The 16420-nt window shown below is 42.5% G+C and carries 11 protein-coding genes; 8 read left to right on the forward strand and 3 right to left on the reverse strand.

Annotated elements, in window-relative coordinates:
* Positions 1 to 71 precede the first annotated feature (71 nt).
* From proC to argH, 5 genes are read left to right on the forward strand one after another with little or no spacing between them, the layout of a single operon-like run.
* Positions 72 to 878 (forward strand): pyrroline-5-carboxylate reductase, encoded by an 807-nt coding sequence (proC, locus tag LA303_RS08215; RefSeq protein ID WP_240524798.1) that lies wholly within the window; start codon positions 72 to 74, stop codon positions 876 to 878.
* 38 nt (positions 879 to 916) lie between these two features.
* A complete protein-coding gene (locus LA303_RS08220) occupies positions 917 to 2053 on the forward strand; it encodes an aspartate aminotransferase family protein (RefSeq protein ID WP_240524799.1) in 1137 nt (378 codons plus the stop codon).
* Positions 2054 to 2082: 29 nt separating this feature from the next.
* Positions 2083 to 2874 (forward strand): acetylglutamate kinase, encoded by a 792-nt coding sequence (gene argB, locus LA303_RS08225; protein WP_240524800.1) that lies wholly within the window; start codon positions 2083 to 2085, stop codon positions 2872 to 2874.
* Between the two features lie 4 nt (positions 2875 to 2878).
* Positions 2879 to 3940 carry a M20 family metallo-hydrolase gene (locus tag LA303_RS08230; RefSeq protein ID WP_240524801.1) on the forward strand — a complete coding sequence of 354 codons (1062 nt, stop codon included), beginning with the start codon at positions 2879 to 2881 and terminating at the stop codon, positions 3938 to 3940.
* A gap of 11 nt (positions 3941 to 3951) precedes the next feature.
* Positions 3952 to 5241 carry an argininosuccinate lyase gene (gene argH, locus LA303_RS08235; protein WP_240524802.1) on the forward strand — a complete coding sequence of 430 codons (1290 nt, stop codon included), beginning with the start codon at positions 3952 to 3954 and terminating at the stop codon, positions 5239 to 5241.
* A 149-nt stretch (positions 5242 to 5390) separates the two neighbouring features.
* Here the strand turns inward: argH and LA303_RS08240 are convergent, their stop codons facing one another.
* A complete protein-coding gene (locus tag LA303_RS08240) occupies positions 5391 to 6551 on the reverse strand; it encodes a tetratricopeptide repeat protein (protein ID WP_240524803.1) in 1161 nt (386 codons plus the stop codon).
* 112 nt (positions 6552 to 6663) lie between these two features.
* A complete protein-coding gene (gene gyrA, locus LA303_RS08245; protein ID WP_394371561.1) occupies positions 6664 to 9156 on the reverse strand; it encodes a DNA gyrase subunit A in 2493 nt (830 codons plus the stop codon).
* A gap of 338 nt (positions 9157 to 9494) precedes the next feature.
* Here gyrA and LA303_RS08250 point away from each other — a divergent pair, with 338 nt between their 5' ends.
* Together LA303_RS08250 and LA303_RS08255 are read left to right on the forward strand one after the other, a co-directional pair.
* On the forward strand, positions 9495 to 12065 hold the full coding sequence (locus tag LA303_RS08250; protein WP_240524805.1) for an ATP-dependent Clp protease ATP-binding subunit: 2571 nt from the start codon (positions 9495 to 9497) through the stop codon (positions 12063 to 12065).
* 216 nt (positions 12066 to 12281) lie between these two features.
* On the forward strand, positions 12282 to 14048 hold the full coding sequence (locus tag LA303_RS08255; protein WP_240524806.1) for an acyl-CoA dehydrogenase family protein: 1767 nt from the start codon (positions 12282 to 12284) through the stop codon (positions 14046 to 14048).
* A gap of 67 nt (positions 14049 to 14115) precedes the next feature.
* Here the strand turns inward: LA303_RS08255 and LA303_RS08260 are convergent, their stop codons facing one another.
* Positions 14116 to 15258 carry an acyl-CoA dehydrogenase family protein gene (locus tag LA303_RS08260; RefSeq protein WP_240524807.1) on the reverse strand — a complete coding sequence of 381 codons (1143 nt, stop codon included), beginning with the start codon at positions 15256 to 15258 and terminating at the stop codon, positions 14116 to 14118.
* 132 nt (positions 15259 to 15390) lie between these two features.
* Here LA303_RS08260 and xerD point away from each other — a divergent pair, with 132 nt between their 5' ends.
* The gene (gene xerD / locus LA303_RS08265) at positions 15391 to 16308 is read left to right on the forward strand and encodes a site-specific tyrosine recombinase XerD (protein WP_240524808.1); all 918 of its coding nucleotides are present in this window, start codon (positions 15391 to 15393) and stop codon (positions 16306 to 16308) included.
* Positions 16309 to 16420 lie beyond the last annotated feature (112 nt).

A 16420-nucleotide genomic window follows, 5' to 3' on the forward strand; every position in this document is an offset into this window, starting at 1 on the left:
TTTTTAAAAACAGGATTCAAATACAGAAAAAAGTTTAGCACAAAATGGTAGAAAATCTTAAAAATAAAAACATGAACAAGACAACCATTGCCATTATCGGAGCCGGAAATCTCGGTATGGCCATCATCAAAGGATTATTATCATCGTCTTTAAAAAAAGACATTCAGATTATTGCCACAAAGAGAAAACTTCCGGAAAAACAATTATTTAACGCTGATAATCTATATTTTACAAAAGATAACGGAGAAGCCGTACAAAAAGCCGATGTGGTGATTTTCTCGGTGCAACCCGATCAATTCCAAACCATCGTTTCGGATGTTAAACCCTATTTAAAACATCAGGTGCTTATTTCTACCATTACCGGATTAACATTGGAAGCACTGCAAAACACACTGGGAAAAGAGAGCCGTATTGTCCGCTCCATGCCCAATACAGCCATTGCCGTAAGCCAAAGCATGACCTGTTTAAGTTATACGGGTGACGACGAAAGTATCCAAATGGCAGAAACCATTTTTAACACACTGGGCAAAACCCTTATTATTGAAGATGAACTCATGCAGGCGGCTACCGTTTTAGGCGCCAGCGGAATAGCTTTCTGGATGCGACTCATCCGGGCTACCACCCAAGGCGGAATCCAGCTGGGTTTTGATGCCGACGAAGCCAAAGCCATTGCGGTGCAAACCTGTCTTGGTGCAGCCAGCATTCTGGCAGAAAACAATCATGCGCACCCTGAAAATGAAATTGATAAAGTAACTACCCCAAAAGGTTGTACCATACGCGGACTGAACGAAATGGAATACAGAGGATTAAGCTCTGCGCTTATCCGCGGATTAACCGCTTCGTATGAAATGATTTCTCAAATCAAAGAAAAAATGTAGGCCCAAAACAACCTACTGGATTCTAAAAACAAAATACAATGAAACTATTCGATGTCTATCCCCGGTTTAATGTGGAAATAAAAAAGGCTTCCGGTGCCTTTTTGTACGATAACCAGAACCAAAAATATCTCGACCTGTATGGCGGACACGGGGTTATATCTATCGGGCATACCCATTTGGTTTACACGGCCATGATCAAACAACAGCTGGAAAAGCTGGGATTTTATTCCAACTCGGTTCAGCTTCCCATACAAGAAAAACTGGCCACCCAGCTCACCACTTTCTCCGGTTATCCTGAATACACGTTATTTTTGTGCAACTCAGGAGCCGAAGCCAATGAAAATGCCCTAAAGCTGGCTTCTTTTCATACCGGGAAAAAACGGGTCATCGCCTTTAAGAACAGTTTTCACGGAAGAACAGCTGCCGCGCTCTCGGTAACGGACAATCCGAACCTGTTGGCTCCACTTCACACCGAAACCTTTCCGGTGGACTTTCTCCCGTTGAACGATCGGCAGGAATGGAACAAGGCACTGGAAAAAGACGATATCTGTGCTGTGATTGTAGAAGGAATACAAGGCGTGGGCGGTTTGGATATGCCGGAACCTTCTTTTCTTCAGAAAATGCGTGAGGATACCCGGAAAAAAGGAATTGTACTCATCCTGGATGAAATACAAAGTGGTTATGGAAGATCCGGCAAATTCTTTGCCCATCAGTTTGCCGGTATAAAACCAGACCTAATTACAATGGCCAAAGGAATGGGAAATGGATTTCCTATCGCCGGAGTACTTATCAGTCCTGAATTTGAAGCCCGTGCCGGAATGTTGGGAACTACTTTTGGCGGCAACCCATTGGCCTGTGCAGCCGGCTTGGCCGTTTTACACGTCATGCAACAGGAAAACCTGATGGAAAATGTTCATGAAGTAAATGATTTTCTGATACAATCGTTATCAAAGATTCCTCAAATCAAAGAAATAAAAGGAAAAGGATTAATGCTGGGACTGGCTTTTGACTTTCCGGTACAGGAATTACGAAAAAAATTATTGTACGAACATCACATCCTTACCGGTTCGTCAGCCAATCCGAACTTACTTCGAATTTTGCCGCCGTTGAGCATTCAACGCGAACAAATTGCCGCCTTTCCGGGAGCATTAAAAAAAGCACTACAATCAAAATAAAAACGCACAAAACCACAATACAAGCAACAATGATTTCTTCGGAAAAAGAAAAAATAAGCATCATTAAGATAGGGGGGAAGCTGCTGGATAATCCGTTGCGTCTCAAATTTTTCCTGGATTTACTCGCCCAATGGAAAGGTAAAAAAATATTGGTGCATGGGGGAGGCTCGGAAGCCAGCCGGTTCAGCCAGCAATTGGGAATTGAACCGCAAATGATTAACGGACGCCGGATTACCTCTGAAAAGGATATCCAAATTGTTACCATGGTTTATGCCGGATGGCTTAATAAAAAACTGGTAACGGCCCTTCAAATGCGGAATTGTAATGCCCTGGGACTATCCGGAGCAGACGGAAACGTTATTCTGGCAGAAAAACGCCCGGTCAAAGACATTGATTATGGCTTTGTCGGAGATGTTAAAAAGGTCCGTGCCGATTTTCTTCAACTTCTCTTAAAACAAGATATTACACCCGTTTTAAACGCGATAACCCACGATAGCAAAGGAAATTTATTGAATACCAATGCCGACACCATTGCAGCTGAAACAGCCATTGCAATGAGCCGGTTTTTTGAAACAACACTTATCTACTGCTTTGAAAAACAAGGCGTTTTGACCGATGTAGAAGATGAAAATTCTGTGATTCCAGAAATGAACAAGACGCTTTACCAACAAATGAAGGAAACAGGACAGATTCACCAGGGAATGCTCCCCAAACTGCATACCGGTTTTGATGCACTGCAACGCGGGGTGCATCGCGTTTTTATCGGAAACGAAACCATACTGCAGGGAAAAAATACACTTTTCACGCAACTAAAACAATAACAAAATGGAAATCAATGAATTAAAACATAAAGGACTGAATTTATTAAAGCATCTGATACAAACCCCGTCTTTTTCAGGAGAAGAAGAAAAAGTCAGTCTTCTCATCCGGCAGTACCTGGCCGATTTCGGGGTCGACTATTCCACCTTGAATAACAATGTGTATGCTTTAAACCGGTATTTCGATCCGCAAAAGCCGGTCATTCTGCTCAATTCACACATGGATACGGTAAAACCCAATAAAGGATATACCCGCGACCCGTTTACGCCCGAAGTGGAAAATGGCCGCTTGTACGGGCTGGGAAGTAATGATGCCGGAGGTCCACTGGTTTCGTTACTGAACACATTCATCTATTTTTACAACCATAAAAACCTGAAATACAATCTGCTTATAGCCGCTACCGCCGAAGAAGAAAGTTCCGGGCCAAACGGGCTGAACAGTTTGCTGGAACATCTTCCGCCGCTGGCATTTGCCGTGGTGGGCGAACCTACACAAATGCAAATGGCCATTGCCGAAAAAGGGCTGCTGGTGATTGATGCTTATGCACCGGGAAAAGCCGGCCATGCCGCACACGACAATACGGACAATGCCATATACAACGCACTGGACGATATTCAAACCTTACGGAATATTTCATTCGAAAAAGTTTCTCCCTTACTGGGGAAAGTAAAAGTAACTGTTACCCAAATTGAAGCCGGAGAACAGCACAATGTGGTTCCGGCTTCCTGCCACTTTGTAATTGATGTCCGGGTAAATGAAAAATATTCCAACCGGGAAGTCTTTGATATCCTTGATAAAAAAACCAAAAGTAAGCTGCAGGCCCGGTCGTTTCATCTGAATTCGTCCTCCATTAGTCCGGACCATCCTTTTGTGTTGGCAGGAATCAAACACGGACGTTCCATCTACGGATCACCAACGCTTTCCGACCAGTCGGTATTAAACTGCCCGTCGTTGAAAATGGGCCCCGGTGATTCCAAAAGATCGCACAGCGCCGATGAATACATCACATTAGATGAATTTTTCGATGCCACTGACCTGTTTATTCATATTTTTGAAGAAATCTTGTAAAATATTGAAAAATGAAACTTTGGGATAAAGGATATACTACCGCCGAAAAAGTAGAAAAGTTTACCGTAGGAAATGATCGTATATTGGACCTGAAACTGGCAAAATATGATGTAGAAGCCAGTCGGGCACATGCTGAAATGTTGGAGAAAACCGGTTTACTGACAAAAGATGAACTACAAGCGCTGCAAAAAGGGCTCGATGCAATAGCACAATCCATCGAAAACGGCACATTTACCATAGAAGAAAATTTTGAGGATGTACACAGTAAGATTGAATTTGAGCTGACCCGAACAGCAGGGGAGGCCGGAAAAAAAATTCACACAGCCCGCTCGCGCAACGACCAGGTGCTTGTAGCGCTTCAACTATACCTGAAGGATGAAATAACCACGATCAAAGAAGCCGTTCGGCAACTTTTTCATCAGCTCATAGCGCTTAGCGAAAAAAACAAGGCCGTTTTACTGCCCGGTTATACGCATACCCAAATCGCCATGCCATCGTCGTTTGGAATGTGGTTTGCCGCTTATGCCGAAATACTGATTGATGATATTCTTCTGTTCAATGCCGCTTATGCTGTCGCCGATCAGAATCCGCTGGGATCTGCTGCCGGCTACGGGAGCAGTTTTCCTGTAAACCGGAGAGAAACCACACAAAAATTAGGATTTAACACACTAAAATACAACTCAATAGCGGCTCAGTTAAGCCGCGGAAAAGTAGAAAAAACAACCGCATATGCTTTAGCCTCATTGTCCGGAACCTTATCCAAAATGGCTTCCGACATGATCCTTTTCCTGAGCGGAAACTTCAATTTTATCCATTTTCCCAAAGAACTGACTACCGGCTCCAGCATCATGCCACACAAACAAAACCCGGATGTATTGGAACTGATCCGGGCAAAAAGCAATAAACTGCAAAATCTACCGGCTGAAATCATACTGATTGTCAACAATTTGATTAGCGGATACCACCGCGATTTCCAACTATTAAAAGAAAGCATCGTACAAGGAATCGACCAAGTTAAAGAAAATCTGGAGATGTTTTCGTTCATGCTGGAACACATCGAAGTGAATCAACACATCCTGGATGATGAGAAATACAAATTTCTTTATACCGTAGAATCGGTAAATAAACTGGTACAACAGGGAAAAAGTTTTCGCGAAGCCTATCAGATTGTCGGGAAAAAAGTTCTGGACGGCTCGTACATTCCGGATCGCGATATTCATCATACCCATGAAGGAAGTATCGGAAATTTGTGTAACAATGAAATCGTGAAAAAATTCAACCGGTTTTATTCTTTACCATAATTATCCGGTTCTGTTGATCTTGATTGAATCGTATTTCGCTTTGATACAATATTTTAAAATCTCCTTTTGTCTTATAATATATATTATGTTAAATAGCATTTGTAAAAAAAGGGAGAGAACAATATGTCTCTCCCCTAAAAATCTATTTTTTATTTCTTTTGTTTTGACATCAGTTCTTTCAGCTTATCATTCATTTTCAAACGAGCATAAGCTTCTTTCAGTCCTTTAATGGTCGGACCGTCATTCGGGTTCAGAGCCAAAGCTTTTTCCAGCCACGGAATGGCTTTTTTCAGATTAGCATTGGCTTCTTTTTCCAGTGCTTCAAATTTTTTGTTTTCGCTCAACGGCAAATCGTTGGCTTCTTTCTGAATTTTGGCCGCTTTGTTTACATAGATCGCTCCAATGTTGTAATAAGCTTCAAAGAATTTTGGATTAACCTGGATGGCTTTTTTGTAATAAATTTCGGCACTGTCCTGTTTCCCCATATCGTCATAACTTTTTCCGATCAGGAAATTAAAGTTGGCATTGCTGGGGTTGTCCGGTTTTTTCTCAATAGCTTTTTTCAAGCTGGCAATCAGTTTATTAGCATCTCCTCTTTCAAGATACAACTGGGCTTGTTCCAGCAAAAGGCTCAGATTCTGCGGGAAACGTTTCCGACCTTCTTTAATGGCGGCCTCGGCTCCTGCGGTATCACCCAACTGTTGCAGAGCGCGGTTGTAATAGATGAAAATTTTCGGATCGTGAAAGTTCACATCCACACATTTTTTCAAATACTCTGCTGCCACTTTAGGTTCTTTACCCAAAACGCCGGTAATTCCGATGTTATAAGCGGCGGTGGTATCAAATTTGCCCAACTCTTGCGAAACTTTATAAGCATATTCAAAGTACTCGATGGCTTTGTGATAATCTTCTTTTTTAAACACCTCTGCTCCTTTAGCATAGAATACATTGGAAAGTTTTTTGATATACTCGTCTGCTTCTTTGGCAATTTTGTGTTTTTTGTTTTGTTCGTCCAGTTTTTTGGCTTTCTGCAAAGCATGAAAAGCTTTGATGGCTGCAGTAGAATCCAGTTTTTGGAACTGCGGCAAAGGTGAAGTAGCAATGGCATAATAAATTTCACCATAATAAAGCCAGGTTTTAGGATCATTTTTTGTTTTCTCATTTTGAACCGCTTTGTCAATGGCCTCTTTGGCTTCTACAAGCTGGCCCTTTTGCTTGTACATGAAAGCACTTGTACGGTTACTCTTTTGTGCAAAGCCTACCGCGATAAAAAGCAGGCTCATGGAAATAGATAAAACTAACTTTTTCATTTGTATTACAATTTTTGTGCGTGCAAAGATATAATTTACAAGAATTATACCGGAATTATAAAATTATTTATTGTTACTCTAAATTAATTATTCAGCTACTTATTAGATCCTTTTAAGAATCTTTTTCCTCTGTATCTGCTTTTTCCGAATTGTCGCCATTCTCATCCGGCAGATTTTCCGGATTTTCTTCTTCAGTATCGTTTAATTCATCAAAAGCTTCCACTTTAGCCACGGCGGCAATTTCATCATCGTCTTTCAGGTTGATCAAGCGAACACCTTGTGTAGCCCGACCCATCACCCGGAGATCAGCCACCGGAATACGAATCACGATCCCCGATTTATTAATAATCATCAGATCGTCCTCGTCTCTCACATTTTTAATGGCAATAAGGTTTCCTGTTTTCTCGGTAATATTGATGGTCTTCACTCCTTTTCCTCCCCGGTTGGTTACGCGATAATCTTCTAACTTCGAACGTTTTCCGTAACCTTTTTCTGAGACCACCAAAATATCGTACGAATCATCTTCCACACAAATCATCCCGATAACTTCGTCTTTATCCGAAGCCAGCTTTATACCGCGTACTCCGGCAGCCGTTCTGCCCATGGCCCGTACCGTATTTTCGTTAAAGCGGATGGCCCTCCCCGACTTCAAGGCCAGCAAAACTTCGCTGTTTCCATTGGTCAGCCGGGCGGCAATCAGCTCATCCCCTTCATGAATGGTAATGGCATTGATTCCATTGGTACGCGGACGCGAATAAGCTTCCAACGATGTTTTTTTGATCGTACCGTGTTTGGTTGCCAAGATGATATAATTGTTGTTAATATACTCTTCGTCTTTGAGTGTTTTCACATTAATATAAGCCTTCACTGAATCATCCGGACTCAATTGAATGATATTCTGAATAGCTCTTCCCTTGGATGTTTTAGAGCCTTCCGGAATTTCAAATACTCTGAGCCAGTAAACTTTTCCCTGTTCAGTGAAAAAGAGCATATAGTTATGATTCGTGGCCACAAAGAGATGTTCCAGAAAATCTTCATCACGTGTAGTGCTACCGCGTGAACCACGTCCACCCCGGTTTTGCACACGATATTCTGTCAAAGGCGTACGTTTAATGTACCCGAGATGCGAAATGGTAATCACCACCGGTTCATCCGGAATAACATCTTCCATACGGATATCTTCGGCAGTATAAACAATTTCGGAACACCTTTCGTCACCATATTTTTCTTTGATCCGGCGAAGTTCATCTTTAATGATTCCCATCCGCAACTCAACATTGGCCAGAATTTCTTTCAGCTCACCAATGCGTTTCATCAACTCTTCATAGTCGGTTTTCAGTTTGTCTCTTTCCAGTCCAGTGAGTTTTTGCAAACGCATATCCAGAATGGCTTTTGCCTGAATTTCAGACAATTCGAAACGTTCAACCAAACCTTTTCGGGCATCATCCGGCGTTTTGGAAGCCCGGATCAGAGCAATCACTTCGTCAATATGATCCAGTGCGATGATTAATCCTTCCAGGATATGCGCCTTTTTCTCCGCTTCCCTTAAATTATATTCGGTACGACGAATCACCACTTCATGGCGATGATTCACGTAATGTTTAATCAGTCCTTTCAGGTTTAATGCTTCCGGACGGCCGTTAACCAACGCAATGTTATTCACGCTAAACGAGCTTTGCAACGCCGTCATCTTGTACAGTTTGTTGATGACGATGCTGGCCATGGCATCTCTTTTCAGGTCGTAAACAATACGCATTCCGTTCCGGTCCGATTCGTCATTGATATCGGCAATGCCATCCAGTTTTTTCTCATTGACCAGGTCGGCTGTTTTTTTGATCATATCGGCCTTATTCACCTGATAAGGCAATTCGGTAACGATAATCCGTTCACGGCCCGAGGGGGTTTCTTCAACCGTCACCTTCCCGCGAATCACAATCCGGCCACGACCGGTTTCAAAAGCACTTTTTACCCCTTCGTAACCGTAAATAATACCGCCGGTAGGGAAATCCGGTGCTTTGATATAGTTCATTAATTCACTGATGGATATATCGTTGTTATCAATATAAGCGATAATACCGTCTACAATTTCCGAAAGATTGTGCGGTGCCATATTGGTGGCCATTCCCACAGCAATACCGGAGGCACCGTTTACCAAAAGGTTAGGAACCATGGCCGGCAGCACTACCGGTTCGTAAATGGTATCGTCAAAGTTAAGCTGCATGTCCACCGTTTCCTTGTCCAGGTCGGTCAGCATCTCTTCAGCAATCTTTGCCAGCCGGGCTTCAGTATAACGCATGGCTGCCGGGCTATCGCCATCAACAGATCCAAAGTTTCCCTGTCCGTCAACCAACGGGTAACGCAACGACCACTCCTGGGCCATACGAACCATGGTATCATACACCGAACTGTCGCCATGCGGGTGGAATTTACCCAAAACCTCCCCTACTATTCTGGCCGATTTTTTATACGGACGGTTGGAAAAAACGCCCAGTTCGTACATCCCGAACAAAACGCGGCGATGTACCGGCTTCATGCCGTCACGAACATCAGGTAAAGCCCTGGCCACAATTACCGACATCGAATAATCGATGTAGGCTGACTTCATTTGGTTTTCTATGTTGACCTTGACTATTCTTTCTCCTTCATGAACACTTTCCATGTATTCAACTCCTTCTGATTAAAATGTTATAAATATAGCTTGCAAAAGTAAGTATTTATGACAATTTTAAAAAGAATTTCCTCCCCGGATCTTACTTTTGTGTTAACAGTATGTTGTTAGCAAATTCGGTTTTCAACCTGTGATTCCTTTTTTTACGTCTTTATCTTTGTATATGAACAGGAATAGTTTTAAAAAAAAGATGTAAAATTTTAGCAATATCTGAAAAAGGCATGATTTTGGTATAAGGCTTATGTGTAATTTTGCAGAGAAATTTTAAAGAGGGTATGGATACAAAATTTTCAAAAAGAATGAAAGATGTCATGTCGTACAGCCGCGAAGAAGCTGTGCGACTGGGCAATAATTATATTGGGCTGGAACATTTTCTGCTGGGAATTCTTCGTGATGGAGAAGGTTTAGCCGTAAAAATGTTACGTATGCTGGGAGTAGATCTGAAAAAGCTAAAAGCAGAAATAGAGAATGCGATTAAGACGCCTAACAGTACGCCGGTGGAAATGGAAAACATTCCGGTGGTGAAACAAGCGGAGAAAGCACTAAAAATAACCTATCTCGAAGCCAAAGTTTTTCATAGTGAGGAAATTGGTACAGAACATCTGTTACTGGCCATTTTGAAGGATGAAAATAATTTGGTTACTCACAAATTAGCCCTTGAGGGGGTTGATTATCAATCAATAAAAGATGAATTGGGACAAATGTTGAAACAAGAAAGAAATAAAAGCTATCCGGAAAGTTATCCGGATGTCCGCAGCGAAACCGGCAGTGAACTTTCCGGTCCGGAAAAATCGCCCTTTGGCGAAGGTCCTAAAAAAACAGGCGAAACGAAATCGAAAACGCCGGTTTTAGACAATTTCGGCATCGACCTGACCAAAGCTGCCGATGAAGGCCGCTTGGATCCTATCGTGGGACGCGATAAAGAACTGGAAAGAATTGCCCAGGTTTTAAGCCGCCGCAAAAAAAACAACCCGATTCTGATCGGAGAACCAGGAGTAGGTAAATCAGCTATTGCTGAAGGGCTTGCCTTACGCATCGTTCAAAGGAAAGTATCCCGGGCACTCTTTAACAAACGGATTGTGACACTCGATTTAGCTTCGCTGGTTGCCGGCACAAAGTACCGTGGCCAGTTTGAAGAAAGAATGAAAGCGGTTTTAAATGAATTGACCAAAAATCCCGATATCATTCTTTTTATTGATGAAATTCACACCATTGTGGGGGCCGGAAATGCTTCCGGTTCGCTGGATGCATCCAACATGTTCAAACCGGCCCTGGCCCGCGGCGAGCTTCAATGTATTGGCGCAACAACATTAGACGAATACCGGCAATACATCGAAAAAGACGGCGCATTAGAACGGCGGTTCCAAAAAGTACTGGTCGATCCTACCACGCCGGAAGAAACACTTCATATCCTTGAAAACATCAAAGAAAAATATGAAGATCATCATCTTGTAAAATACACCGATGAGGCATTGAGAGCCTGCGTAAATCTTACAAACCGTTATATTTCAGACCGCTACCTGCCAGACAAGGCTATTGATGCTTTAGATGAAGCCGGAGCCCGTGTGCATATCAGCAATATTCATGTGCCGGCAGAAATCATCAATCTTGAAAAAGCCATCGAAGAAATCAGGCAGAAAAAAATACAATCCATCAATCAGCAAAAATTTGAAGAAGCAGCACAATTCAGAGATATTGAACGAAGATACAGCGAAGAACTGGTAAGAGCCAAAAAACGCTGGGAAGAAGATGCTCAGCTGCATCGCGAGATTGTGGATGAAGAAAAAGTAGCCGAAGTGGTGGCCATGATGACCGGAATACCAGTTACCAATATTGCACAAAGCGAAAGCCAACGGCTGATCAATATGGAACCGGAACTCCAAAAAGAGGTCATTGGCCAATCGGATGCCATTAAGAAAGTGGTAAAAGCTATTCGCCGGAACCGTGCCGGACTGAAAGACCCGAATAAACCCATCGGTTCATTTATCTTTCTCGGTCCCACCGGTGTGGGGAAAACCTATCTGGCCAAAATGCTGGCTAAGTATATGTTCGACTCTGAAGATGCCCTGATCCGGATTGACATGAGCGAATACATGGAAAAATTTGCGGTTTCGCGTCTTGTAGGAGCGCCTCCCGGCTATGTAGGTTACGAAGAAGGAGGACAGCTTACGGAAAAAGTACGCCGCAAACCCTATTCTATCGTCTTGCTTGATGAAATTGAAAAAGCACATCCGGATGTTTTCCATCTGTTGTTGCAGGTATTGGATGACGGTGTACTTACCGACAGTCTTGGCCGGAAAGTGGACTTTAAAAATACCATTATCATCATGACCTCTAACATCGGCTCACGACAATTAAAAGATTTTGGCCAGGGAGTAGGATTCTCAACAGCAGCCAAAAAACAAAGCCGTGCCAGCCATGCTCACGGAGTCATCGAAAATGCGTTGAAACGTTCGTTTGCCCCGGAATTTCTGAACCGTATTGATGATGTCGTGATCTTCGAATCATTAGATAAAGAAGACATTTACAAAATCATCGATATTGAATTGTCGAAACTTTACGGTCGTATTCAGGATATGGGATACAAAATAAAAGTAACCCCCCGGGCTAAAGATTTCATTATCGAAAAAGGATGGGATGAGCAATTTGGTGCCCGGCCGCTGAAAAGAGCCATTCAGAAATATGTGGAAGATCCGCTGGCTGAAGAGATTATCAAAAGTACCCTGAAGGAAGGCGACATCATCACAGTGGATCATAATGCGAAAAAAGATGAAATCAAAGTAAAGATTGCGCCACCACGGAAAAAAACGAAAACAGCAAAAACTGAAAATAAAAAAGAAGAATAAAATATTTCAGTGAAATTATTGAAAAAAAGCGGATAAAAGTCCGCTTTTTTTATGCCGGTTATTAACCATTGCCAGCAGTGTACCCTTCTGATTGATCTTGAATTATAGGATTGTGCACATTTAGAAATATTCTAAATAATCACGCCGGAAAAGAAGCAGGAGAACAAATTTTATTTTTGCCCTAAATTATTTTTAACATTTCAAAATAACACATTTATGAAAGGTGGAGAATATCTCGTTAAAAATGTTCTTCCGGAGGATATTTTTATTCCCGAAGAATTTGACGAGGAGCAATTAATGATTGCCCAAACCTGCGAGGATTTTATTGAAACCGAAGTTGCCCCGCATTTTGACGCTTTAGACGAACACGAAGAAGGGCTTATGCCTTCGCTGCTTAAAAAAGCAGGCGAAATGGGCCTGCTCGGCATTGCCATCCCGGAAGAATACGGGGGATTCGGACAAAACTTCCTAACCAATATGAAAGCCAACGAATCGATCGGTTCGGCTTATTCTTTTTCGGTTGCTTTTATGGCACATACCGGTATCGGCACGTTGCCGCTGTTGTATTATGGCAACGAGGAGCAAAAAGAAAAGTATCTTCCCCGACTGGCTACAGGCGAATGGCTGGCCGCTTATTGTTTGACTGAACCGGGTGCCGGATCGGATGCCAACGCCGGTAAAACCAAAGCGGTTTTATCCGAAGACGGAAAACACTATATCCTGAACGGCCAAAAAATGTGGATTACCAACGGCGGATTTGCTGATTTGTTAACCGTTTTTGCCAAAATTGATAACGACCGGGTACTGAGTGCTTTTTTGGTTGAATCATCGACCGAAGGCATTACCATGAACCCGGAAGAAAACAAGATGGGAATCAAGGGTTCTTCCACCCGGCAAATCTTTTTCAATGATGTAAAGGTACCGGTAGAAAATCTGCTGGGACGCCGTGGTGAGGGCTACCGCATTGCCCTGAACATTCTTCATATCGGGCGTATCAAACTGGGAGCCACCGTGGTAGGCGGCATGCGCCGTGCTATTAATTATTCCGTAACCTACGCTGGCGAACGAAAACAATTTGGTTCAGCACTGGCTGAATTTGGCGCCATCAAACACAAACTGGCCGAACAGGTTATCCGGACTTTTTCTACCGAATCAGCAGTATACCGTGCCAGCAAAGATATTCAGGATGAAATAGAGCGCTTAAAAGCTGAAGGGAAAAATTATGGAGAAGCCAATATTGGTGCGGTATCTGAATTTGAACCTGAATGTGCTTTATTAAAGGTATATGGCTCCGAATCACTGGATTATATTGTAGATGAGCTGGTGCAAATATATGGCGGAATGGGTTTCTCGGCAGAAGCTCCGGCTGACCGCTCTTACCGCGACTCGCGCATCAACCGGATTTTTGAAGGAACCAACGAAATTAACCGGCTGATCGTGGCTGATGCCCAACTGAAACGCGGTTTGCGTCATAAAATCCAGTTAATGGAGAAAGCCGACGAATTGCTGAAAAAAATGGATGAAATTGAGCCGGTGAATCCACAAAACAAATCGTATTATGCTTTACATCATGCCTATGTGGAACAGTTGAAAAAAACGATTCTTCTCCTCTACCCTGTTCTAAACGAAAAATTCAAAAAGAAACTGGTTTTTGAAGAGGAGATTATGATTAACATCGCCAACATGTCGATGTATTTGTATGTGCTGGAATCCACACTCCTGCGGGTTGAAAAGCTGGAAAAGAACGGACTGAAAACAGACATCTCTGTTTATCACGATATTCTGGATGTGCTTATGCAGGATGTGATGTATCATTTTAAAAAAGAAACGACCGAAGCGGTAAGTGCTTTTCTGGAAGGAGAAGAAAAACAGAAAATGTTAGAAACCATGCAAAAGCTAACTGCTTTTGAACCGCTTAATACCAAAGAAGCACGCCGGCGTATTGCCAACAAACTGATTGAAGATGAACGGTATAAGTTTTAATCTAAAAAGTCAGGAACAAAAAAAGCGGCCGGAACTTCCGGCCGCTTTTTCTTTTAATACAAATGTTTTATCTCAGAATTCCTTTTCCGATAACCAAACGCTGAACCTGGTTGGTTCCTTCGTAGATTTGGCAAAGTTTGGCATCCCGCATCATTTTTTCTACAAGATAATCAGTAGAATAGCCTTCGCCAGCCATCACCTGAACAGCATCCGTAGTCACTTTCATGGCTACATCAGAGGCATACATTTTTGCCATAGCCGATAAAAGGTTTTTCGATTTTTGACCGTGGTCGTATGCCCAGGCCGAATACCAGGTAACCAACCGGGCAGCTTCTACTTCGGTAGCCATATCGGCCAGCATGAAGCTTACGCCCTGATTAGCGGTAATGGGTTTTCCAAACTGGATCCGGTTTTTAGCCCATTCTTTAGCGGTTTCATAAGCAGCACGAGCATTTCCAACACTCAAAGCAGCCACACCGGTACGGGTACGTTCAAAGGTTTTCATGGCCAGAATAAATCCCTGACCTTCTCCGCCTACCAGATTTTCTTTCGGAACTTCCACATCTTCAAAAATGAATTCCGTCTGGACAGATGCTCTTTGTCCCATTTTTTTCAGGTTCGAAACAATTTTAACCCCCGGCGATTTGGTCGGTACCACAAAAGCGCTCAAACTACGGGCCCCTTTTTGGGGATCAACCATAGCAAAAACCGTGATGAATTCCGACACCGCACCATTGGTGATAAAACGCTTGTGTCCGTTCAGAATATATTTGTCTCCGTGAAGGATTGCTGTGGAACGAATACCAGCCACATCCGAACCGGCATTGGGCTCAGTGAGTGCATAAGCAGCCACTCCCTGGCTTTCCACAATCTGTCCAAAAAATCTTTTTTTCTGTTCTTCACTGGCACCCAACAACAAAGGAGTTAAAGCCAATGTATTGGCATCCATACAAATTCCGATTCCCACACAGCCGGCTCCCAGCTCTTCCGAAGCCAGTGCACTTTCAAAAATATTATGTCCGTGTCCGCCATATTCCACCGGAATCGGGCCATTCATCAAACCTTCAGCATAGGCTTTTTTGACAATATCCCACGGAAATTCTGCTGACTCATCATATTTTCGTGCATTGGGAACCAATTCACGCTGAGCAAAATCTCTTACTTTCTCTTGTAATTCAATTTGTTTGGGTTCTAACGAAAAATCTACCATACTTTTAATTTTATTTTGTTAAACAATATTTGCTGTTTTTGAGTTAAAGCGGAACAAAAATAAACTTTCCACAGAATTTTTCCTACTTTCGTTCGTGTTTTTACTGTAGTATTCTATAAATCCGTGCTTTCGATGTCCGAAAATATATACATAAAAGGGTATGCCGTTTATCTCCGTCTTGAGAGAGCCTTGTCTGACAACACGGTAGATGCTTATCTTCATGATGTAAAATTGCTGTTCTCTTTTCTGGAATCGGAATTTCCGGAGATAACACTTTCCCAGGTTACACAGGAACATCTGCGCCGGTTTTTGGAATTTATTGAAGAAACCGGATTGGCTGCCTACTCCCAAAGCCGGGTAGTATCCGGCATTAAATCGTTTTTTAACTATCTCATGCTGGAAAAAATCATTGAAACCGACCCATCGCTGTTGCTTGAATCACCACGATTAGGTAAAAAATTACCGGATGTTATGGACGAAAATGAAATATTGAAACTGATACAATCGGTTGATTTGTCGGAGCCTATGGGACAACGGAACCGGGCTGTTTTTGAGATTTTATACGGTTGTGGTTTGCGTGTGTCCGAACTGGTAAATCTTAAAATTTCCGATCTGCATCTTCGCCAGGGAATTATTGCCGTTACCGGAAAAGGAAATAAACAACGGTTTATTCCTGTTGGTGATGAAGCCCAAAAACATCTTCAATTATACTTACAAACTTCCCGTATTCATATTCCATTAAAAAAAGAAGCGGAAAATATCGTTTTTGTAAATCGAAGAGGCGGAAAAATGAGCCGGCAAATGATCTTTTTACTGGTGAAAAAACAAGCCGAAAAGGCAGGAATTCGTAAAAAAGTCAGTCCGCATACGTTCCGGCATTCTTTTGCCACACACCTTATTCGCCACGGAGCCGACTTACGGGCTGTGCAGGAGATGTTAGGACACGTTTCTATCAGTACCACAGAAATTTACACCCATTTAAACGATACTGATTTAAAACAAACCATTCTCCGATACCATCCCTTAAATGCGAAAAAAAACCAAGTGTGAAATACATTTCAACCTGGCTGTTAATAACTCATAGAAGAATCATTAACGAACTCAACTGTTTTTATCCGTAAATTTATATCTTTGGGCAACCAAACAAGGTAACGGCTGAAAA

This window comes from Candidatus Sulfidibacterium hydrothermale, from assembly GCF_020149915.1.
In the GTDB taxonomy this organism is placed as follows: domain Bacteria; phylum Bacteroidota; class Bacteroidia; order Bacteroidales; family F082; genus Sulfidibacterium; species Sulfidibacterium hydrothermale.

Bases quoted from the DNA above. Each gene is read 5' to 3' on its own strand.
- proC (WP_240524798.1), top strand. From the start codon at position 72: ATGAACAAGACAACCATTGCCATTATCGGAGCCGGAAATCTCGGTATG.
- LA303_RS08220 (WP_240524799.1), top strand. From the start codon at position 917: ATGAAACTATTCGATGTCTATCCCCGGTTTAATGTGGAAATAAAAAAG.
- argB (WP_240524800.1), top strand. From the start codon at position 2,083: ATGATTTCTTCGGAAAAAGAAAAAATAAGCATCATTAAGATAGGGGGG.
- LA303_RS08230 (WP_240524801.1), top strand. From the start codon at position 2,879: ATGGAAATCAATGAATTAAAACATAAAGGACTGAATTTATTAAAGCAT.
- argH (WP_240524802.1), top strand. From the start codon at position 3,952: ATGAAACTTTGGGATAAAGGATATACTACCGCCGAAAAAGTAGAAAAG.
- LA303_RS08240 (WP_240524803.1), bottom strand. From the start codon at position 6,551: ATGAAAAAGTTAGTTTTATCTATTTCCATGAGCCTGCTTTTTATCGCG.
- gyrA (WP_394371561.1), bottom strand. From the start codon at position 9,156: ATGAAGTCAGCCTACATCGATTATTCGATGTCGGTAATTGTGGCCAGG.
- LA303_RS08250 (WP_240524805.1), top strand. From the start codon at position 9,495: ATGGATACAAAATTTTCAAAAAGAATGAAAGATGTCATGTCGTACAGC.
- LA303_RS08255 (WP_240524806.1), top strand. From the start codon at position 12,282: ATGAAAGGTGGAGAATATCTCGTTAAAAATGTTCTTCCGGAGGATATT.
- LA303_RS08260 (WP_240524807.1), bottom strand. From the start codon at position 15,258: ATGGTAGATTTTTCGTTAGAACCCAAACAAATTGAATTACAAGAGAAA.
- xerD (WP_240524808.1), top strand. From the start codon at position 15,391: ATGTCCGAAAATATATACATAAAAGGGTATGCCGTTTATCTCCGTCTT.